At 71.5% G+C, this 19,782-nt stretch carries 16 protein-coding genes and 1 pseudogene; 6 read left to right on the forward strand and 11 right to left on the reverse strand.

What is annotated here, in order from left to right; all coding sequences use genetic code 11:
* Window positions 1-2: 2 nt before the first annotated feature.
* Together OG897_RS32785 and OG897_RS32790 are read right to left on the reverse strand one after the other, a co-directional pair.
* Entirely contained in the window at window positions 3-665 is a 663-nt protein-coding gene (locus OG897_RS32785; RefSeq protein ID WP_266662662.1) for a response regulator transcription factor, read from the reverse strand.
* Window positions 662-1,858: a sensor histidine kinase gene (locus tag OG897_RS32790; protein ID WP_266662664.1), complete on the reverse strand. Its 1,197-nt coding sequence runs from the start codon at window positions 1,856-1,858 to the stop codon at window positions 662-664. Before OG897_RS32790 ends, OG897_RS32785 begins: the two co-directional genes overlap by 4 nt.
* Window positions 1,859-2,065: 207 nt before the next feature.
* Between OG897_RS32790 and OG897_RS32795 the strand changes: the two genes are divergently transcribed.
* Window positions 2,066-2,986 carry an ABC transporter ATP-binding protein gene (locus tag OG897_RS32795; RefSeq protein WP_323188135.1) on the forward strand — a complete coding sequence of 307 codons (921 nt, stop codon included), beginning with the start codon at window positions 2,066-2,068 and terminating at the stop codon, window positions 2,984-2,986.
* The gene (locus OG897_RS32800) at window positions 2,983-3,828 is read left to right on the forward strand and encodes an ABC transporter permease (RefSeq protein WP_266662668.1); all 846 of its coding nucleotides are present in this window, start codon (window positions 2,983-2,985) and stop codon (window positions 3,826-3,828) included. The genes OG897_RS32795 and OG897_RS32800 overlap by 4 nt, the downstream gene beginning before the upstream one ends.
* Here OG897_RS32800 and OG897_RS32805 read toward each other — a convergent pair.
* On the reverse strand, window positions 3,712-4,725 hold the full coding sequence (locus OG897_RS32805; RefSeq protein ID WP_266662670.1) for a LysR family transcriptional regulator: 1,014 nt from the start codon (window positions 4,723-4,725) through the stop codon (window positions 3,712-3,714). The two genes, OG897_RS32800 and OG897_RS32805, sit on opposite strands and share 117 nt — an antisense overlap.
* 238 nt (window positions 4,726-4,963) lie before the next feature.
* Here OG897_RS32805 and OG897_RS32810 point away from each other — a divergent pair, with 238 nt between their 5' ends.
* Window positions 4,964-5,899, forward strand: a complete 936-nt coding sequence (locus OG897_RS32810) for an NADP-dependent oxidoreductase (protein ID WP_266662672.1) — start codon at window positions 4,964-4,966, stop codon at window positions 5,897-5,899.
* Between the two features lie 110 nt (window positions 5,900-6,009).
* Window positions 6,010-6,384: pseudogene (locus tag OG897_RS32815) on the forward strand (hypothetical protein); the annotation flags it as partial.
* Between the two features lie 116 nt (window positions 6,385-6,500).
* On the opposite strand, the gene OG897_RS32820 reads toward OG897_RS32815, so the two are convergent.
* The 4 genes from OG897_RS32820 to OG897_RS32835 all read right to left on the reverse strand — a co-directional run bounded on the left by OG897_RS32820 (window position 6,501) and on the right by OG897_RS32835 (window position 9,417).
* Window positions 6,501-6,812 (reverse strand): SCO5918 family protein, encoded by a 312-nt coding sequence (locus tag OG897_RS32820; RefSeq protein WP_266662674.1) that lies wholly within the window; start codon window positions 6,810-6,812, stop codon window positions 6,501-6,503.
* A gap of 53 nt (window positions 6,813-6,865) precedes the next feature.
* The gene (locus OG897_RS32825) at window positions 6,866-7,276 is read right to left on the reverse strand and encodes a hypothetical protein (RefSeq protein ID WP_266662676.1); all 411 of its coding nucleotides are present in this window, start codon (window positions 7,274-7,276) and stop codon (window positions 6,866-6,868) included.
* A gap of 46 nt (window positions 7,277-7,322) precedes the next feature.
* Window positions 7,323-8,888: a DEAD/DEAH box helicase gene (locus OG897_RS32830; RefSeq protein ID WP_266662678.1), complete on the reverse strand. Its 1,566-nt coding sequence runs from the start codon at window positions 8,886-8,888 to the stop codon at window positions 7,323-7,325.
* A gap of 325 nt (window positions 8,889-9,213) precedes the next feature.
* Entirely contained in the window at window positions 9,214-9,417 is a 204-nt protein-coding gene (locus OG897_RS32835; protein ID WP_266662680.1) for a cold-shock protein, read from the reverse strand.
* Between the two features lie 647 nt (window positions 9,418-10,064).
* On the opposite strand from OG897_RS32835, the gene OG897_RS32840 reads away from it, so the two are divergent.
* A complete protein-coding gene (locus OG897_RS32840) occupies window positions 10,065-10,901 on the forward strand; it encodes an alpha/beta fold hydrolase (protein WP_266662682.1) in 837 nt (278 codons plus the stop codon).
* An 80-nt stretch (window positions 10,902-10,981) separates the two neighbouring features.
* Window positions 10,982-11,485, forward strand: coding sequence for an SRPBCC family protein (locus OG897_RS32845; protein ID WP_266662684.1), 504 nt, complete (start codon window positions 10,982-10,984; stop codon window positions 11,483-11,485).
* Between the two features lie 79 nt (window positions 11,486-11,564).
* Here OG897_RS32845 and OG897_RS32850 read toward each other — a convergent pair whose 3' ends face one another.
* From OG897_RS32850 to OG897_RS32865, 4 genes are read right to left on the reverse strand one after another with little or no spacing between them, the layout of a single operon-like run.
* Window positions 11,565-13,895, reverse strand: a complete 2,331-nt coding sequence (locus OG897_RS32850; protein ID WP_266662686.1) for a M20/M25/M40 family metallo-hydrolase — start codon at window positions 13,893-13,895, stop codon at window positions 11,565-11,567.
* Entirely contained in the window at window positions 13,892-15,646 is a 1,755-nt protein-coding gene (locus OG897_RS32855; RefSeq protein ID WP_266662688.1) for a non-ribosomal peptide synthetase, read from the reverse strand. The genes OG897_RS32850 and OG897_RS32855 overlap by 4 nt, the downstream gene beginning before the upstream one ends.
* Window positions 15,643-18,966 (reverse strand): amino acid adenylation domain-containing protein, encoded by a 3,324-nt coding sequence (locus OG897_RS32860; RefSeq protein ID WP_266662690.1) that lies wholly within the window; start codon window positions 18,964-18,966, stop codon window positions 15,643-15,645. Before OG897_RS32860 ends, OG897_RS32855 begins: the two co-directional genes overlap by 4 nt.
* Entirely contained in the window at window positions 18,963-19,778 is an 816-nt protein-coding gene (locus OG897_RS32865) for a class I SAM-dependent methyltransferase (RefSeq protein ID WP_266662692.1), read from the reverse strand. Before OG897_RS32865 ends, OG897_RS32860 begins: the two co-directional genes overlap by 4 nt.
* Window positions 19,779-19,782: the final 4 nt, after the last annotated feature.

A 19,782-nucleotide genomic window follows, 5' to 3' on the forward strand; every position in this document is an offset into this window, starting at 1 on the left:
GTTCAGTGCGGCGGAGCCACGAGTCCCCACTCGTACGCCGTGATCACGAGCTGGACCCGGTCCCGGGCGCCGAGCTTGGTGAACAGCCGCGACACGTGGGACTTGGCGGTGGCCACCGTGATGAACAGGTCTTCCGCGATCTCGGTGTTCGACCGGCCCTGCCCGATCAGGGTGAGGACCTCCTGCTCGCGCTCGGTGATGCCCTCGACCGGTCGCAGGGGGCGCCGAGGAGTGCCTTCGCGGTGTTCGACCAAGTCCGCGATCAGACGTCGTGTCACCCCCGGGGCGAGCAGTGAGTCCCCGGCAGCCACCACGCGGATGGCCGCGACGATGTCGTCCAGGGCCATGTCCTTGACCACGAAGCCGCTGGCACCCGCGCGCAGCGCGGCGTAGACGTGGTCGTCCTCGTCGAACGTGGTCAGGACCAGGACCCGGGTCCGTGTCGTGGCACCGGTGATCAGGCGGGTCGCCTCGATACCGTCCATGCCGGGCATGCGGATGTCCATCACCACGACGTCCGGAGCGAGTTCCGCGACGCGCTGGACCGCTTCGGTGCCGGTCGCGGCCTCGCCGACGACCTCCAGTTCCGGGTACTCGCTCATGATCATGCTCAGGCCGGAGCGCACCAGTGGCTGGTCGTCGGCGAGTACTACGCGTACGGTCATCGGCTCTCCAGCACGACGGAGGTGGTTTCCGGCAGGGGCAGGCGGGCCGAAACCCGGAAGCCGCCATGGTGTCCCGGGCCGGCACTGAAGCGGCCGTTGAGCAGGGCGACCCTCTCCCGCATGCCGACGAGGCCGAATCCGTGGCCGGGACGCGGGCCGCCGGGACGGGAGCCCGGTTCGTCCCCCGGTCCCCTCCCGTCGTCGACGACTTCGACGGACAGTTCGCCGTCCTCGTGTCCGATGGTGACGTGGCAGTGCCCGGTGCCGGCGTGCCGGACCACGTTGGTGAGCGCCTCCTGCACGATGCGGTACGCGGACAGGTCGATGTCGGGCGGCAGCGGACGCGCGTCACCGGTGCGGTGCACCTCGACGCGGACCCCGGCGGCGGCGGTGCCCGCCGCGAGCCGCTCCACGTCGGCGAGCCCGGGTGCCGGGGGCAGTGGTGACGCGGGCGGGGCCGCCGTTCCCGGATCTGCCCGGCGGAGTGAGACCAAGGTGCGCCTGAGACCGGAGAGTGCTTCTCTGCTGGTGTCCTCGATGGCCTGCAGTGCTTGCTGTGCCTTCGCGGGCTGTGTGTGGATCACCCTGTTGCCCGCGCCTGCCTGGATGGCGATGATGCCGATGCTGTGCGCGACCATGTCGTGCAACTCCCGTGCTATCCGCAGCCGTTCCGCGGTGACGGCCTCGGTCACCTCCTGCTCGCGCAGGGCCACCGCGTGCTCACGCCGCTCGCGGGCCAGCAGACCGGTGGCGCACGAGGCGAGAAGGGCCAGCAGCGTGATCAGTACGTTGACGGTCATGCTGTTGCCTCGGGAGAAGGCACCGGTCATCAACAGGGGCACGGCGCCGGTGACGGTCGCGGCGGCGATCGCGGTCCGTCGCGGGCGGGTGGCCACGATGCGGGCGAGGACGAAGTCGGCGGCCAGGTAGGCGAGGAACTGTCCCTGGTAGGCGACCGACGACCGCGCCCCGGCGGCACTCGGGTCGCCCGCGATCATGAAGGTGACCCCGAGCAGCACCAGTACCAGTGCTGCCACGGGCAGGCGTCGTACCACTTCGGCGAGCAGGCCCAGGGCCAGCAGGGATCCCACCGCGCGCACGGTGCCGGAGGTCTGCGTGGCGGCTCCCACCAACAGCCCGTGCACCAGGACGTACAGGAAGCCACCGACCGCTGCTGCGGCTCTCGTTCTCATCGGGTGCGCGCCTGCTCCGACGTACGGAAACGGTCCGATCCGCAGGGGCACGAGGAGGCGTTCGATCTGGTGTTCACTCCGCGAGGTTAGCCACCCCGCGACGGGCCGTCACCCTCCCCCGGGCTTACATCCGGGGGAGGGGCGGGCCACCGGACTGCCGTCCCCGGTCCGATGCCCGGACACGGCTGCTCCCGGAGTGTTGTCCGCGTGATCGAAGTCAACGAACTCACCAAGCGCTACGGCAGCAAGACAGCCGTCGACCAGCTGACCTTCACCGTGCGGCCGGGCCGGGTCACCGGATTCCTCGGCCCCAACGGAGCGGGCAAGACCACCACCCTGCACATGATCCTCGGCCTGGACACACCCTCTGGCGGCACGGCCACCGTCACGGGTGTCCCCTTCCGCAGCCACGCACGGGGGCTGCACCACGTGGGCGCCCTCCTGGACGCCCACCAGGTGCACCCGGGGCGCAGCGCCAGGGCCCACCTCAGCGCCCTCGCCGCCGGCAACGGAATCCCGCTGCGCCGGGCGGACGAGGTACTGGAGGAGGTAGGGCTCGCCGACGCCGCCGGCCGCCGCGTCGGCGGGTTCTCCCTGGGCATGAAGCAGCGTCTCGGCGTGGCCAACGCCCTGCTCGGCGACCCACCGGTGCTCATGTTCGACGAACCGGTCAACGGCATGGACCCGGAGGGCGTGCTGTGGATGCGCCGCCTCTTTCGCCGCCTGGCCGCCGAGGGCCGCACGGTCTTCCTCTCCAGCCACCTGATGTCGGAGATGGAGAACACCGCGGACGACCTGGTCGTCATCGGCCGGGGCCGGCTCATCGCCGCCGAAACGGTACGGGACTTCGCCGCCCGCGGCACCCGGGGCGCGGTGGTGGTGGGCACCCCCCAGGCCGCCGAGCTGACCGCGCTCCTGACCGCCGCGGGCGCGGCCGTCGTACCGGAAGGCTCCGCAGGCACCGAGAAGCTCACGGTGACCGGGCTGTCCGTGGAGCGCGTCGGCGCACTCGCCCTCGACCACCGGATCGTGCTGACCGAACTGAGCACCCGTACGGCCTCGTTGGAGGCCGCGTTCATGGAACTCACCGCCGACAGCGTCGAATACACGGCAGGACACACCTCATGACCACGCTCAGCCCCAGCACGGCGTACCTCTCCTCCGGCCGTACCGGGCAGCCGCCCCGCTTCGCCGATCTGATCCGCTCCGAGTGGATCAAAACGCGGTCGCTGCGTTCCACTTGGTGGACCATCGCTCTGATCGGCCTGTTCGTCATCGGTTCCGCCGCCGTGGCGGCGACGGCGAACAACAACCTCGCCGACGGCCACAGCGGTCAGCAGCCCCCCGCCTTCCAGCCCTTCACCGCCTTCCCGGCGACCGGCTACATGATGCTCATGGTCGTCGCCGGCGCGATGGGCGCCCTGGGCGCGGTGAGCGAGTACGGCAACGGCATGATCCGCACCACCACGGTGGCCGTCCCCGCGCGCGGCACCCTGGTCCTGGCCAAGGCAGTGACCACCGCCGGGCTGTGGGCCGCCGCGGGAACGGTCATCTCCCTCGGCTCCTTCCTGACCTCCCAGGCCATCCTCGACGCCGAGCACGCAGGAGTGCCGCTCACGCACCCCGGAGTGCCGAGGGCACTGGCGGCCTCCGCCCTCCTGGCACCCCTCTGCGCGCTCGTCGGCCTCGGCCTCGGCTTCCTGCTCCGCCACGGTGCCGCCACCATGATCGCCAGCACTTTCGTCCTGCTGATCCTGCCCACGCTCTTCTCGACGAGCACCCGGTGGTCCGCCACCGTCAACCACAGCACGCTGATGGCCGCCTGGAATCGTCTGGTCCAGAACTGGGGGCCCTCACCGGACTCCCTGGCCTTCATGCCGACCGTTCCCGGCTCCTGGCTCGTCTACGCGCTCTGGCCACCGGTCACGCTGGCCCTCGCCGTGGTGCTCGTCCGACGCCGCGACGTCTGAGCGGGCGAACCGGGCAGCGACGTCCTGGGCGGTCCGGTTGAAGGCGTGGATCTCGGGCGCGGTGTTGGTGACGAGCCAGGTGGGCGCCCATTCCAGGGGCCCCGCATCGGTCAGCGGCAGATAGGTGACCCCGGGGCGCGCGTAGAACCGTGACACCTGGTCGCCCATGACGAAGGCGCCTTCGTCGGCGTCGATCATCGCCAGGGCCTCCTGGAGCGTTTCGAACTGGGGGCCCGGGGCGATGGGGCGGCCCGCCGGCGTCAGACGGGGTGTGCGGTCCGCGCGCCAGTAGTCGGGAAAGGCTTCAGCCACCTGCAGCATCCTGACCGCAGCCAGGTCTTCCAGCGAAACGCTGTCCCGGCGGGCGAGCGGGTGGCCGGACGACACCCCCAGCACCCGGGGTTCGGAGAAGAGGACCGGCCCGGTGACCATGTCGGGTTCGTGGTGCGGCAGGCTCACGACCAGAAGGTCGACATCGCCCGCCCGCAACCGCCGGAGGCCGTCGACGATCTGCATCTCCCTGAGCCGGGCCCGGCGGCCGGGGTTCCCCTGGTCGAAATGCCGAGCGGCCTGTGCCAGGAGCTGTCCAGCGGCGGCGCCGAGGAACCCGACCCGGAGAAGGCGATCAACGCCGCGCGCGGCGTTGATCGCCTTCTCCACGCCTGCCTCGATCTGGTCGTAGGCCGGGCGCACGTCCGCGTGCAGCAGTCGGCCGGCCTCGGTGAGGCAGACATGACGGCTGCTGCGTTCGAACAGCGGTGTGCCGATGCGCCGTTCCAGCCTCTTTATCGTCTGGCTGATCCGGGCCGTGCTCACGTGCAGGCGCTCGGCCGTGCGGCCGAAGTGCAGCTCCTCGGCCAGCGTCAGAAACGCTTCCAGCTCAAGCCGTTCCAGCACTCGTTCCTCCGGACGTTAAATCCACCTTAACGACCGTTGCACTATGCCAGCTTGTTGGCACGTCGGACCCGTAGGAGTCTGAACGGGCCTGCCGCACACGGCACTTGCACCCCTCGCCCGAGGCTCCCGCCCCGTCCCCCCGACCGGGCCCGCCCCTCCGGACGCGAGACCTCCGCTCTTTCCACTCGCACAGCCGTACCCCCACGGTCGGCGTGCCGGACACAGAAGGAACCTCACTATGCGCGCCATCGGGCAGGACTCCCTCGGCGGACCTGACGTCCTCAGAATCGTCGAGGTGCCGCGCCCGGTGCCCGGCCCCGCCGAAGTACTCGTCCGGGTATGTGCCGCGGGAGTGAACCCGACCGACTGGTGGCACCGGGCCACCGGAGGACTGGCGGGCGACGTACCGATCCGCCTGGGCTGGGACGTGTCCGGTGTGGTCGAAGCCATCGGGCCGGGTGTCACCCTGTTCGCGCCGGGCGACGAGGTGTTCGGCATGCCCCGCCAGCCGGCTCCCGCCGGTACGTACGCCGAGTACGTGGTCTCGCCCGCCCGGCACCTGGCCGCCAAGCCGCCGACGCTCTCCCACGTGGAGGCCGCAGCCCTCCCCCTGGCCGCGCTCACCGCATGGCAGGCCCTGGTCGACACGGCCGGTCTGCGCCCCGGGCAAAGGGTGCTGATCCATGCCGCGGCCGGTGGCGTCGGGCACCTGGCCGTACAGATCGCCAAAGAGCGCGGCGCACACGTCATCGGCACCGCGCGCACGGCCAACCACGCGTTCGTACGAGGACTGGGCGCCGACGAGGTCATCGACTACACCCGCACCGACTTCACCGCCGCCGCCCGCAACGTCGACGTGGTGATCGACACCATCGGTGGCGACTACGGGCCGCGCTCCCTCCAGACCCTGCGCCCGGGCGGCATCGTCGTCTCGCTCGCCTCCCCCGCCGAGGCGCACCTGGCGGACCGGGCCCGAGCGCTCGGACTGCGCTCCACCTTCATGATCACCGAAGCCGACCGGGCGGGGATGCGGGAGATCGCCTCCCTCGCCGCCTCCCACCGGCTGCGGGTGCGCGTCGACACGGTCCTGCCGCTCGACCAGGCGGCCACGGCCCACGAGATCGGCGAGAGGGGCCGTACCGCCGGAAAGATCGTGCTCACCGTCTGCGGCTGACCCTCCGCCGACCACGCCGGAGCACACCGCTCCGACGTCCCTGACCCTTCGTCACGAGAGCAGGACCATGCGTTTCCGCAGGAGCGCCGACCTGGGCAGCCGTCACCGCCCTGCTCGCAGGCTCGGTACTGCTGGTGGCCGGGGAGATGCTCCAGTCGGCAGGCTCCTGGCACCTCGGCTTCGGCCTGGCCCCGGCCGACCGGATCGGTGAGTACCAGGGCTTCTTCGGCACCGGCGTGACCGTCGCCCGTACCCTCGGCCCCCTGGCACTCACCACCCTGCTGACGGGCATGGGAACCACGGGCTGGCTGCTGCTCGGCTCGCTCTTTCTGGGCGCTTCCTGCGCCATGGGCCCGGCGGCCCGCCGGGCGACCGCAGCCCGCCCGCTCACGGCACCCTCGGTGAACGGGGTCGGCGACCACCCGACAGTGCGGGAGGGGGCACAGACGAAAGCCCGGTCCCTGACGGCCGGTGGGCACCGTTGACGGCACGCACCACACCGAGGGACCGGGCAACGGCTGACGTCGGCGACGGCGACACACGAACGGTGGCGGGTCGGCCCCTCAGCCGTGTCTGCGGGCGGCTCGCGCCTGTCTGCCGGTCAGGCGACCGCGGGGGTGCCGAGCATCGCGGATGCCTGCTGCAACGGGCTGAGGGTGCGCTGGGGTGCGGCGGCCGGAGTGAGGCTGCGGCAGGTGAAGCCGAGTTGGGTCATGGCCCGCAGCACCTCGCCGGAGCTGAAGTCCCGGCGGTCCTGGCGGGTGAGGACCTGACCCACCTGCTTGACGGGGTAGGTGCGGCGGCCGATGATCACGGACTCACCGTTGATCTGCTCCGGCTTGATGCCCTTCATGGATTCCAGGACGCCGCTCCTGGTGAGGTCGAAGGGGAAGCGGGCGATGACGAAACGCATGATGCCTCACAAGGGAAGAGCCGAAGGGGGAGGGTTCTGCTGCGGAAGGCGGTTCAGTGGGTCAGGGCGAGAGTGCCCGGAACGCCGCCGCTCTCGTCGGCGGCGGGCGGGGCACCAGCCTCGCGGCGGGGCACGACGTGCGCGGTGCCGGGGACCGTGGGCTCCGGTGGGACGCATGATCCGTGGCGGTTGCGGAGATCGCGCAACTGGACGCGGTCCGTGTAGGCGGAGCTGTTCCGGGCGGCGATGAGCTGGGCGCGGGTGACCAGGCCGGTGCGCAGGTTGTCGTTGTCGCACACGAACAGGTGCCCGGTGCGGGCGCCGGCCATGACGGCCAGAGCCACTTCGACGGTCATGTCGTCACCGACCTGCAGTCCGGCCGGTTCGGTGCTGTCCTCCACCGTGCCGCGGGTGGGGAGAGCGCTCGCTGAGCGCGGCCGGGGCTGCATCTGGACCAGTGTCAAAAGGTATCTCCTGCAGAAGTGGGTCAGTTTTCTGAGCACGAAGGTTCTAGGCCGCCGCGTCAGCCGCGTCGAAGGAGGACCGGCGCGCGGTCGTACGGCGGGCGGCTGAGGCGGGGCTGCGCCGACCGCGCGGGGCGGCACCGCGGGTGCGCCGCTCGGTGACGGGCGCGGTGATCGTCACGGGGATGCCGGAGGGGTTCCGGGCGCCGGTGATCTGGCTCAGGGCGTTTTCGCCGGGGCGGATCTGGGTGGTCTGGGGCACGATCCCGGCGTGCGACATGAGCCGTGTCATGTCACGGCGCTGCTGGGGGGTGACCAGGGTGACCACGCTGCCGGACTCGCCGGCCCGTGCGGTGCGGCCGCCTCGGTGGAGGTAGTCCTTGTGGTCGGTCGGCGGGTCGACGTTGACGACGAGGTCGAGGTTGTCGACGTGGATGCCGCGTGCCGCGACGTTCGTCGCGACGAGCACGGTGACGTGCCCGGTCTTGAACTGGGTCAGGGTGCGGGTGCGCTGCGGCTGCGACTTCCCGCCGTGCAGGGCTGCCGCCCGCACGCCGCAGTTCAGCAGGTCCTGCGTCAGCCGGTCGACGGCGTGTTTGGTGTCCAGGAACATGATCACCCGGCCCTCGCGCGCCGCGATCTCGGTGACCGTCCGGTGCTTGTCGGCGCCGTGGACGTGCAGTACGTGGTGCTCCATCGTGGTGACCGCGCCCACGGACGGGTCGACGGAGTGGACGACCGGGTCGGTGAGGTAGCGGCGGACCAGGAGGTCGACGTTGCGGTCGAGGGTGGCGGAGAACAGCATCCGCTGGCCTTCGGGACGGACGTGGTCCAGAAGTGCGGTGACCTGGGGCATGAAGCCCATGTCCGTCATCTGGTCGGCTTCGTCGAGGACGGTGATCGCGACCTGGTTCAGTCGGCAGTCACCACGGTCGATGAGGTCCGTGAGGCGGCCCGGCGTCGCGACGACGACCTCGGTGCCGCTCCGCAGGGCATTCGCCTGCCGGCCGATCGGCATTCCGCCGACGACGGTGGTGAGACGCAGGTGCACCGCGCGGGCGTAGGGGGTGAGCGCGTCGGTCACCTGCTGTGCCAGCTCGCGCGTCGGCACGAGGATCAGCGCCAGCGGCTGGCGGGGTTCGGCGCGCTGTCCGGCGGTGCGGGCCAGCAGGGCCAGGCCGAAGGCGAGGGTCTTTCCGGAGCCGGTACGTCCGCGGCCGAGCACGTCACGGCCCGCGAGCGTGTTGGGCAGTGTCGCCCCCTGGATCGGGAACGGGACGCTGACTCCCTGTGCGGTCAGCGCGGCCAGCAGCCGGTCGGGCAGGTCGAGGTCGGCGAACGCCTCGACGGCGGGAAGCGCGGGGGTGAGCGTCTCGGGCAGGGTGAACTCGCCCTGCACCGCTGCGGATCGCCGACCGCGGCCGCCCCAGCTGCCCTGGCCCCCGGATCGGCTGGGGTTCCCTGACCTGCTCGGACCCCCGGACCTGCTCGGGCTCCCGGACCTGCTCGGGGCGCTCTGGCCGAAGTGACCGCCGCCGCCCGAACGGGAGCCGAAGGAGGGGCCGTCACTACGGCTGCGGGAGGACCGGTCGTTCGTACGTGTGCGATTCATTCAGAACCTTCCTTGATACGACACGTATCAAGGAATTCCCGCAGCGGTAAAGCAGCGCGGGGAATCACAAGAACGGGCCGAACGGGGAGCAAACAGCGTTTATCGCCTGCGGTGAATTCGGAGTTCGGCGCAGGAATAGCGTCAACCGACGTCAGCGGCGGCAGATCCAGAAGGCTGCGTATGCCGCTTGTGAAGAAGCGTAGATCTCTGGAGCCGGGGCCGCAGGGAGGTCGCGTCCGGCAGGCAACACGTCCGGGGGCGGCACCTGCGGCCGGGGCCCGCACCCCGGTGGGTGCGGGCCCCGGCCAGGAAGTGTGCGGCGGTGTCAGGCGGGAACGATGTTCTCGGCCGTCGGGCCCTTCTGGCCCTGCGCGATCTCGAAGGTGACCTTCTGGCCTTCGCTCAGCTCACGGAAACCGTCGGCGGCGATGTTCGAGAAGTGGGCGAACACATCCGCGCCGCCACCGTCCTGCTCGATGAATCCGAAGCCCTTGGGCCCGTTGAACCACTTCACAGTGCCAGACGCCATGTCATGTCTCCTTTGGGGCAGTACGCCAGCGATCCGCGCAGCGCGGAAGCCGGGTCGCCGCGATGATGCCCCGCCGGAAAATTAACCGGGAATACAAAAGCGCGTCCAGCGGCTGAAATCACCGACAAAAACGCTTGAGGTTCTGGGAACCAAAACTGCAACTGAAATCGACAGTAGCACGCCGTAGCGGGCCGCGTACGTAGGAATAATCCCGCTCTGCCCATTTCGAAAAAACACTCCCCGCACCATGAGACAAACTCTCACTTCGCGGTCGTAGGTATTGCCCCGCTGGAAGCGCAGCCTTCCCGGTGGACGGGCCCCGGGGTTCCCCGGGGGCACGCAGGAAGTTCCGGGTGGTGCCGGGCGGGGACGTGTCGTCAGTCCCGTCGCCGTCCTGCAACCGGTCTGCCTTCGGAACTCCACCACCGCACCGCGGCACATCCCGCGACTGAGGTACTGCCGCAGGCGGACCGGACGCGGAGGACGCGCACGATCAACTTCCCCTATATCAGGTTCAGTTCAGCCGCGCGCTGCTCCGTGCTTACGCCACAGGTAATGGCCACGCCCTACCGGGGGGTGACAGTCTGATCACCGCAGGGGCCGCCGCTCACCGGACGCCCCGCACGGAGATCGAAGGAGCTTCCGCCATGGCGCATTTCACCACTGAGGACGGCACTCGCCTGTACTACAAGGACTGGGGCCCCAGGACCGGCACGCCCGTGGTGTTCACGCACAGCTGGTCGCTCAGCAGTGAGATGTGGAACTACCAGATGGCCCACCTGGCGGAGCAGGGCCTGCGCTGCATCGCCTACGACCGGCGCGGGCACGGCCGCTCCGAACAGCCGTGGGAGGGCTACGACTTCGACACGCTGGCTGATGATCTGGCGTCCCTGATGGACCACTTGGACCTGACGGACGTCACCCTGGTCGGTCACTCGACCGGCACCGGCGAGGTCGCCCGCTACCTCACCCGGCACGGTTCGGCGCGCGTCGGCAAGGCCGTCCTGGTGTCCACCCTGACCCCGCTGCTGCGACAGAGCGCGGACTACCCCGAGGGCGTTCCCGGCAGCGTCTTCGACGACATGCGCGCCCAGATCGGCAAGGACATACCCGGCTGGGTCGACGCGATCGCGGGACCGTTCTTCGGTGAGGGGACTCCTGGGGTCACCGTCTCGAAGGCGCTCGTGGACTGGTCGGTGTGGGACACCCGCCCGGTGTCCGTCCGGGCCATGCTGGAGCTGAGCCGCACGATGTCCGAGACGGACTTCCGCGAGGAACTGACCGGCATCACCGTCCCCACCCTGGTCGTCCACGGTGGCGCCGACGCCTTCAACCCGGTCGACCTGTGCGGGCGGGGCACGGCGAAGCTGATCCCCGGCAGCGTGCTCAAGGTCTACGAGAACGGCCCGCACGGTCTGCACCTGACCCACATGGATCAACTCAACGCCGACCTCCTGGAGTTCGCCACCGCGCCGGCGAAGTAGGGACACCACCGGCTCGGCACCCGCGTCCGGGCTCGGGGGCCACTCCCCCGCCACACTCGCGCACTCCGGAAAGGCTCGACATGCTGAAACGGTTGCTCTACCGAGGCCCATCGATGGAAGTCCTGCACGAGGAGTACGCGAAGAAGGGCCGCCTGGACGAGCGGGCACCGCTCTCGGGAGCGTACGAGATACGCATCGAAGCCCCTCTGGAACGGGTGTGGACGCTGCTGAGCGAGCCCGCGAACTGGCCGAGCATCGACCCCGCCATCCACGGGGTCACCGTGGAGTCCTCCTCGGGCGGCGCCGAGGTGGACGCCCGGTTCACCTGGGTGAACGGCAGGAACCGGATCAGGTCCCGCTTCGCCGTGATCGACCCCGGCAAGGAGCTCGTCTGGACCGGACTCGCGGCGGGTGCCAAAGCCGTCCACCGGCACGTACTGGAAGCCACCGACGACGGCGCGACCCTGGTGCGTACGGAAGAGTCCATGGGCGGACCGCTGCTCGTCCTGTTCTTCTCCGACGCCAAACTGCACAGGGTGCTGGAGAAGTGGCTGAAGGGACTCAAGAAGGCGGCCGAGGTCTGAGAGCCGCCAGGCCCCCAGCCGGGGCCCGGGGCGGGGGCGTCGCGCACGACGCTTCCGCACCGGGCCCCGAGCGGACGACTCAGGCTCCGGCGCGCAGTCCCGCCAGGAGCTGATAGACCGTCTCCGTGCCCTGCCGCAGGGCCTCGACGCCGATGTGCTCGTCCGTGCCGTGCATCCGCTTGAGCATGTCCCGGTTCACGGTGAACGGGTACATGCCGTAGACCGGCACGTTCCGCTCGCGGAACGGCACCGCGCTGGTCACCGCCTCGAACTGGCAGGCCGTGGCCCGCACCCCGGGATGAGTCCGCCGCACGGCCTCCTGCCAGGCGCGGAAGACGTCCGTGTCGTGGCGGGAGTCCGCAACCGCCAGATAGCCGCGCAGCCGGTCGACGGCCTGCTGCTCGCTCTCGCCGGGGTTGCCGACCACCGTCAGCGTGGCCCGGTTGCCGATCAGGGAGCGCAGTTCGGCGACGATCCGCCCGGGGTCGTCGCCCCCGGGCAGGAACGCCGCCCGGAACTCCGCCGTCGCCGTGCCGGGCACGATGCTCGGGTAGTAGCCGGCCTTGGCCGAGGTGAACGCCAAGGTGGTGCGGAGCATCGCGTTGTGCAGCTCGGGCGTGTCGCTGAGCCGAACGACCGCATCGCCCGCCCGGTTCCGCCGCGCCTCGGTGCGGGCGTCGAGCATCTCCCGTACGGCGGCGGCCAGGGCCGGGTCCGAGGTCGCCCGGGCGAGCTCGGCGAAGTACGTCCGGGACAGCGTGTTCGGGCGGATTCCGGCCCGCCAGCCGCCGAGTTGTTCCAGCACCTCGCCGAGGCGGATCACGGCCTGTCCGCCGAACGGCTTGGAGGTGTGGGTGGCGTACGAGGCAGCTTCCAGCCGCAGGAGCAAGGAGCGCTTGTCGTTGCAGGTGAGCGCGGCGATCATGGGCGTTCTGCCGTCGCGCTGGTTGAGCACCCAGCCGCCCTCGGTGAGGACCGCTCCGGCCTCCACCGTGCCCGGGTGCTCGGTGAGGAACCAACGGACACCGTGCGGCCCCTGCTCCTCGTCGCAGTCGGACCAGAAGACGATGTCCCGGTCGAATCGCGTGCCCTGCCGCACATGGCGCAACAGGGCGGCGACGAAGGCGGCGTTGACCCCCTTCATGTCGAGGGCGCCCCGGCCGTACAGCCTGCCCTCCACCACCTCCCCGGCGAACGGCTCCCGCGTCCACGCGTCCCCGGTCGCGGGGACCACGTCCGAGTGGCCGAGCAGGAGCAGGGGCTTCTTGCGCGCGGAGCCTGCGGCGGCGGGGACGCGGGCGAAGAAGTGGACGTTGCCCTCCTTGGGGGTGGGCACGATCTCCGTGGCGACCTTGGCCGTGCGGAAGATCCCCTCCAGCATCCGTGCGTACGGCAGTGTGATCGCGCCGTCCCCGGGGTTGCTCGTGTTCTGCCGGATCATCGCGACGGCGAGCTCCACCGGGTCGGTGGGATCGCCGTCGAAGGCGCGGCCTCGGGTGCCGCCGCCCTCGGCCGAGGCCACCGTCCGCTGTGCGGCAGCGGACTTGGGCGCGGCGGCCATCGTCGTCCCGAGTCCGAGCACGGTGGCCGAGACGACCGACGCACCACCGCCGAGCACGGTGCGTCTGGACGGACCGGCAGCGCCGGAGAGGCCGTCCAGGCAGGCGGCGAGGACCGCTTCCGGGTTCTCCTGGTGGGCGTAGTGGCCACCCTCCACGGACAGCACCGTGCAGTCCGCGGTGGTCCACTCGGCCCACCGCCGCACGGCCGCCTCCGGCACATACGGATCCCCGACGGCCCACACCGCGCGCAGCGACACGTGCGCGGCGGCGCTCTCGCGGCCTGCGTATCCGGCGGCCAGCGTCAGGTCGGCCTGGACGGGCGGCAGCAGCACCTCCTCGAACTCGGGGTCGGCCAGCAGTTCGGGGTCCGTCAGCCCGGTCCCGGTCGCGAAGGCGCGGGCGGCTTCGAGCGTCACCTCGTCTCCCGAGCCCGCGAAGTCGCCCGGGGACTGCCCGGCCACCGTGCACAGCCGCGCCACCGGCACCCCGGCCTCCAGCAGCCGACGGCAGACCTCGAACGCCAGCAGCGCACCGAGACTCACACCGATCAGCACCAGTCGCCTGCCCGCCGTGAGCTCCCGCACCTCGGCGGCCACCGCGTCCGCGTACCCGGCCATGTCGACGACGGGCTCCTCGTCCACCCGGGTGCCCCGGCCGGGCGGCGTGACCAGCACCAGAGCCGTGCCGTGGGGCAGCCGCCCGTGCCAGCTCGCGAAGGTCGAACCGTGCGCGCCGGTGGGCGCGAAGCAGACGGCGAGCGTGTCGGCCGGGCCGCCGTTCTGCACTTCGTCGTTCTGCACTTCGTCGTTCTGCACTTCGTCGCGGATTCTCAGCCAGGAGGTGCTCATCCCCGCTCCTCCTGCTGGGCCTCGCGGCAGAGTGCGGCGATCGCTCCGACGGTGGGCGCGCCGAGGATCCGGCGCAGGGGGATGCGCCGGCCCGCGGTCTTCGCCAGCCGGTTGGCGAGCCGGACGGCGAGCAGCGAGTGGCCTCCGGCGTCGAAGAAGTTCTGGTCCACGTCGGCGGGAGGAGCGCCCAGCAGTTCCTCCCAGAGGGCCGCGACGGCGGCCTCGGTGGCGTCGGACGGCGTGAAGCCGACCGTCCGCTCCTGTCCGATGTCCGCCACGAGCGTGCGCAGTCCTGCGCGGTGCAGCTTGCCGTTGGGGCCCAGCGGAAGCCTCGGTACCTGCTGGATCCGTGTCGGCAGCATGTAGTCGGGCAGCCGGTCGCGCAGATAGCCGCGCAGGGCCGCCGCGCTCACCTCTTCGCCGGACGTGACGCAGGCGACGATCCTCGGCTCGCCGTCGTCGAGGTCCGCGTACGTCCCGGCGTCGGTGACGTCGGGCGCCTTGCGGAGGGTGGACTCGATCTCCTCCAGCTCCACGCGGTAGCCGCGCACCTTGATCTGGTTGTCGGCGCGGCCGGTGATCTCCAGTGCCCCGTCCGGGAGGTGACGGCCCCGGTCTCCTGTCCGGTAGTGGCGCACTCCCTGGTCGTCGACGGTGAAGCGGTCCTCGCCGTCGCCGCCGAGATAGCCGAGGGCGAGCGGCGGCCCGCAGACCCACACCTCACCCGTCACACCGGGTGGCAGCCGACGGCCGTGCCGGTCGCGGACCGAGATCGACGCGCCCGCCACCGCACTGCCGACCGGCACGCGTTCGGCGTCATCGGGCAGGGCGGCCGTGTCGTACGCGGCGACGTTGGAGGCGGTCTCGGTCATGCCGTACAGATTGAGGAGCGTGGCGTCGGGCCAGATCTCCCGGAAGCGGCGGACGGTCCGCACGGGCAGGGTGTCGGCGCCGCTGGTCACCAGCACCGGCCGGTGGGAAGCGGAGAGCTTCGAGCTCTCTTCGAGGAGCCCGGCGATCAGCTGCGGGGTGAGGAAGAGATGGGTGATCCGCTCCTCGGCGACGACGGCGGCGAACAGCACCGGATCGAGGAGCTCCTCGGTGCTGAGCACGACCGACGGGACGCCCTGGAGCAGGCCGCCGAGCAGTTCCCAGGGAGAGGCGACGAGCGCGGGCGACTTCTGCACCGCCAGCACCGCGTTCTCGGGGAACGGGTGGTCCTCCCACATCCACTCCAGACGGCCCCGGACCGAACGGTGACTGATCCGTACGCCCTTGGGGTTCCCGGTGGTGCCTGAGGTGTAGACGACGTGGAACAGCGCGTCCTCGTCCGGCTCCCGTTCGGGCGCTTCGTGCACCGGCCCGTCCACGACCGGGGCCAGCCGTACGCGGGGCGCGTCCAGGGTGGGGAACTGGTCGAGCCCCGGCTCGGCCAGCACCACCTGCGGTCCCGTCTCCTCCACCATGCGACGCTGACGCCGTACGGGTATCGCCGGATCGAGCCCGAGATAGGCCGCGCCGGTCTTCAGCACGGCGAGCACCCCGGCGACCGCGGCGGGACCGCGCTGGGCGGCGAGCGCGACCAGCGAGCCGGGGCGCGTGCCCTTGGCGGCGAGCTGGGCGGCCAGCCGTCCGCTCCACTCGTCGAGTTCGCGGTAGGTGAGCGTGGTGCCGGTGTGGCGCAGGGCGACGGCCTCGGGGCGGGCCGCCACCTGCGCGGCGAAGCGTTCCAGCAGGGTCGGGGTGCTCATGATCGTCCGCCTCCTGGCAGCAGGTCGAGGGATCGGATGGCAGTGCGCGCGGCGCGCCGCGGGTCGGTGAGGGCCCTGAGCGCGATCACCGTGGACTCCAGGACGTTGCGCGCGACGGGTTCGTCGAGCAGCTCCTGCTGGTAGGCGTACTGGAGCAGGAGCCGGTCCGGGCCGTGCGGCTGCACGTACAGCGCGCAGTCGTACTTCGTGTAGCCGGTGTCCAGTTCGACGAAGCGGAAGCCGACGCCGTCGGCGGTGGTCGCGCGGGCCGGGTACGGCAGCATGTTGAGCATCGTCTGGAAGACGGGGGTCGCCGCCGAGCTCCGGGAGGCGGCCGGAAGCCGACGCAGTGTCCAGCCGAAGGGATGGTCCGATGCGGCGTACGCGTCGTACACCGTGTCGCGCACCTGGGCGGTGAACTCGGTGAGCGTCGCGGCCGGGTCGATGCGCAGCCGCAGCGGCAGCATCGCGAGCACGAAGGCCGGCACATCGGCCGTCTCCGGCCGCTCCCGGCCCGCCATCGGCGCTCCGACGACGACCTCGTCGGCGTCGCCGTAGTAGCCGAGCGCCAGGGCGTACGCGGCCAGCAGCGGGACGAACGCGGTCGCGGACGCGGACAACGCGGTCTCCCGCAGCCGTTGCGTCAGGGCGTCGTCCAGCACCGCTTCGGTGATCGCACCCCGGTAGGAGGGGGTGGCCGGGCGCTGCTTCTGCGCGATCTGGAGCACCGGCAGATCGCCCGCGAGCTGTCGCTGCCAGTACCGGCCCGCCTCTGCGGTCTCCTCGGCGGCCAGCAACCGGTCGAGGTGGTCGAGGTAGCGGTCGTAGCGGGTGGAGCGCTCGGGGTCGGGGGCGGCCGGACGCCGCTCGTACAGCTCGGCCAGCCGTTGGAAGAGGACGGTGGCGCCCCAGCCGTCGAGCAGGAGCTCATGCAGGGTGACCAGCACCCGGTGCTGTCCGTCCGGCAGCTGGAACAGCCCGGCACGCAGGCCCGGCGCGTTCAGCAGATCGAAGGGGCGGGCGGCTTCCTCGGCCGCCAGCCGACGGTACGCGTCGGCCGTGACCTCCCGTGGAAGCGACGGCAGCGGCACGTCCCAGTGCGGGAAGTGGTGCACCACCGCGTCCCGCTGTTCGTCCCCCTGTGCCTCGTCCGGCTCGGCGAACCGGGCGAGCAGCAGCGGATTCTCGGCCAGCAGCAGCCGCCAGGCGGCTGCCAGACGGGGGACGTCCAGCGGGCCGTCCAGTTCCAGGGAGCCCTGATAGCTGTAGGAGGGGCTGTGCGGATCCAGCCGCCAGTGGAAGTACACGCCTGCCTGCTGCGGGGTGAGCGGGCGGGTGCGCGGAGCGTCCCCCACGTGCTCGACCCCGGCGTGATCGGCCCCGGCGCCGCTGTCGGCGGGCGGGATCCGGCTGCCGAGCGCGGCGAGCGCGGCCGGACTGCCGTCGCGCAGCACATCGCGCAGGCTCACCGCCGATCCCGTGTCCCGCAGCCGTGCGACGAGGCGCATGGCGTGCAGCGAGTCGCCGCCCAGCTCCAGGAACGAGTCGTCGCGGCCGACCCGCCCGCTGCCGAGCAGTTCGGCGACGAGCGCGGCGATCGCGGCCTCGGCCTCGGTGCGCGGCGGGCTGAAGGGACGCGTGCCGGGGCGGCGTCGGCGCGGTGGTGGGGGCAGGGCCTGGTAGTCGGTCTTGCCGTTGCGGGTGAGCGGCAGTCGCGGAAGCACGACGAACGTGTGCGGCACCATCGGCGCGGGCAGCCGCTCGGTCAGGTGGGCGCGCAGCGCCTCCTCCGTCACCTCCTCGTCGGGGGTCGTGACGTACGCGACCAGCCGCTGCCGGCCCGCCGCCGGAGCGTGGGCGCTCTCGCGGGCCACCAGCGCGCCCTCGTCGCCGTCGGCGCGTACGGCGACCGCGCAGGCGGCGACGGCGGGGTGGGCGCCGAGCTCCGCCTCGATCTCGGCGAGCTCCATGCGGACGCCGCCGAGCTTCACCTGCCGGTCGACCCGGCCCAGATACTCCAGCTGGCCGTCCGGCAGCACCCGCACCGCGTCGCCGGTGCGGTACAGCCGCCCGCCGCCGTCCGTGAACGGGTCGGCGAAGAAGGACAGCGCGGTCCGCTCCGGGTCGCCCAGATAGCCCCGGCCCACGACGAGGCCGCCGACGAACAGCTCACCCGTCTCCCCGTGGTCGCAGGCGTGCCACCGTCCGTTCTCGGAGCGCAGGACGTACAGCGCGGCGTTGCCGATGGGGCCGCCGATCGGCAGATGGCGTACGTCGGGTCCTGGCGGGCCGAGGACGGCGTGGGTGACGTCGTCCGAACACTCGGTGGGTCCGTAGGCGTTGAGCAGCGCGACGCCGGGAAGGGCCTCGTGCCACCGGCGGGCCAGCGCGGGCGGCAGCTCCTCGCCGGTGGCGATCATCCAGCGCAACGCTCCGGGGTTGATCCCCGCGCTCTGCTGGGCGTCCAGCAGGAAGCGGATCAGCGTGGGCACGCTCTCCAGGACGGTGGTCCGGCTCCGGCGTACCGCCTCCAGCAGCAACGTGCCGTCCTGGGCCCGGTCGTCGCCGAAGATCTGGACGCGGCCGCCGACGAGCAGCGGTGCGAGCATCTGCCAGACGGAGATGTCGAAGCTCAGCGGCGCGGTCTGCGCCAGCCGGTCGTCCTCGGTCAGCCCGAGGTCGTCGATCTTGGCCCATAAGTGGTTGAGCATGCCCTGGTGCTCGACGACCGCGGCCTTGGGGCGGCCGGTCGATCCCGAGGTGTACAGGACGTAGCGCACTTCGTCGGCGGGCGGCGGCGAGGGCCGGGTGCGGTGGGCGTCCGCGGGTGCCGGGGAGGCCGTGCGCACGTCGGCCGCCTGAGCGCCCTTGACCAGTTCGACGCTGTCGGCGGGGCCGCCGACGGTGAGCAGCAGCACCGCGCCGCTGTCCCTCAGCAGCGCGTCGACGCGGGCCGCGGGCCAGCTCGCGTCCACGGGCAGATAGACGGCGCCCAGCAGTTCCAGTGCGAGGAAGGCGCAGACGACGTCGACGCCGCGCCGGCCGCCGACCGCGACGATCTTTCCGCCCGTGACGTCTGCCGCGGCCAGCTGGGCGGCGACGCGCTGCATCCGGTCGGCCAACTCGCGGTAGCTGAGGTTCTGTTCGCCGTCCTCGACCGCCGTACGGTCGGGCCGGGCGGCCGCGTGCCGTTCGACGTGGGCGTGGACGCCCTCGCCCAACGGGTACGGCTCGCTGCGGGTCAGCGCGGCGGCGACGGACCGCTCCCGGGCTCCGTCGGCCAGTGGCAGGTCGGGGTAGTGCGTGGGCAGACCGGTCACCGGGACCCCTTCTTCACCGCGACGACGAGCAGGTACTCGACGGGAACTCCGGATCCCCGTTCGTCCGTGGTGTGGAAGCCCTCGGTCATCTCGACCATCTCGGCGCGCAGCTCCTTCCAGCGCGAGGGGGGCGAGATCGTGTTCTTCGCGGCGATGCACGGACCGAAGCAGTTCTCGAAGAAGGCGACCAGGTCCTCGGCGGCCCGGAAGGGGTAGAACAGCTCCCCGCGTTCGGCGGTGACGGTGAAGGAGGGGCCGAACAGCTCGGCGAGGTAGTCCGCCGAGCCCCACAGCATCGGCTGCCCCTGATGGCCGTTGGGCGAGGGGAAGTAGGCCGACAGGATCTCCTGGAAGTGCGCCGTCCAGCTGCGCGCCGTCCAGTTGCACATGCCGATCCGGCCGCCGGGGCGCAGCACCCGGGCCATCTCCGCGGAGGAGGCGGCGTGGTCGGGCGCGAACTGCACCCCGTAGGTGGAGGTCACCAGGTCGAACGAGCCGTCGGCGAAGGGGAGTTCCTGGGCGTCGCCTCGGTGCAGCTCCACCTCCACTCCCGCCTCGGCGAAGCGCTCGCGCGCGTCGGGGAAGAACTCGTCCGTCAGATCGAGTCCGGTCACCGTCGATCCGCGCCGCGCGGACAGCAGCGCCACGTTGCCGTTGCCGGTGGCGACGTCGAGATGGTGGAGGCCGGGCCCGGGGGCGAGCCGTCCGATCAGCTCGACCGCGCCGGGGCGCAGCAGATCGGCGACGCGCCGGTACTCCCCGTACGACCACATGGTGCGGTTGATTTCCTGGACGTTGAGGTCGATGGCCATGGTG

Source organism: Streptomyces sp. NBC_00237 (genome assembly GCF_026342435.1).
Taxonomy (GTDB): Bacteria; Actinomycetota; Actinomycetes; order Streptomycetales; family Streptomycetaceae; genus Streptomyces.

Bases quoted from the DNA above. Each gene is read 5' to 3' on its own strand.
- OG897_RS32785 (WP_266662662.1), bottom strand. From the start codon at position 665: ATGACCGTACGCGTAGTACTCGCCGACGACCAGCCACTGGTGCGCTCC.
- OG897_RS32790 (WP_266662664.1), bottom strand. From the start codon at position 1,858: ATGAGAACGAGAGCCGCAGCAGCGGTCGGTGGCTTCCTGTACGTCCTG.
- OG897_RS32800 (WP_266662668.1), top strand. From the start codon at position 2,983: ATGACCACGCTCAGCCCCAGCACGGCGTACCTCTCCTCCGGCCGTACC.
- OG897_RS32810 (WP_266662672.1), top strand. From the start codon at position 4,964: ATGCGCGCCATCGGGCAGGACTCCCTCGGCGGACCTGACGTCCTCAGA.
- OG897_RS32820 (WP_266662674.1), bottom strand. From the start codon at position 6,812: ATGCGTTTCGTCATCGCCCGCTTCCCCTTCGACCTCACCAGGAGCGGC.
- OG897_RS32830 (WP_266662678.1), bottom strand. From the start codon at position 8,888: ATGAATCGCACACGTACGAACGACCGGTCCTCCCGCAGCCGTAGTGAC.
- OG897_RS32835 (WP_266662680.1), bottom strand. From the start codon at position 9,417: ATGGCGTCTGGCACTGTGAAGTGGTTCAACGGGCCCAAGGGCTTCGGA.
- OG897_RS32840 (WP_266662682.1), top strand. From the start codon at position 10,065: ATGGCGCATTTCACCACTGAGGACGGCACTCGCCTGTACTACAAGGAC.
- OG897_RS32845 (WP_266662684.1), top strand. From the start codon at position 10,982: ATGCTGAAACGGTTGCTCTACCGAGGCCCATCGATGGAAGTCCTGCAC.
- OG897_RS32850 (WP_266662686.1), bottom strand. From the start codon at position 13,895: ATGAGCACCTCCTGGCTGAGAATCCGCGACGAAGTGCAGAACGACGAA.
- OG897_RS32855 (WP_266662688.1), bottom strand. From the start codon at position 15,646: ATGAGCACCCCGACCCTGCTGGAACGCTTCGCCGCGCAGGTGGCGGCC.
- OG897_RS32865 (WP_266662692.1), bottom strand. From the start codon at position 19,778: ATGGCCATCGACCTCAACGTCCAGGAAATCAACCGCACCATGTGGTCG.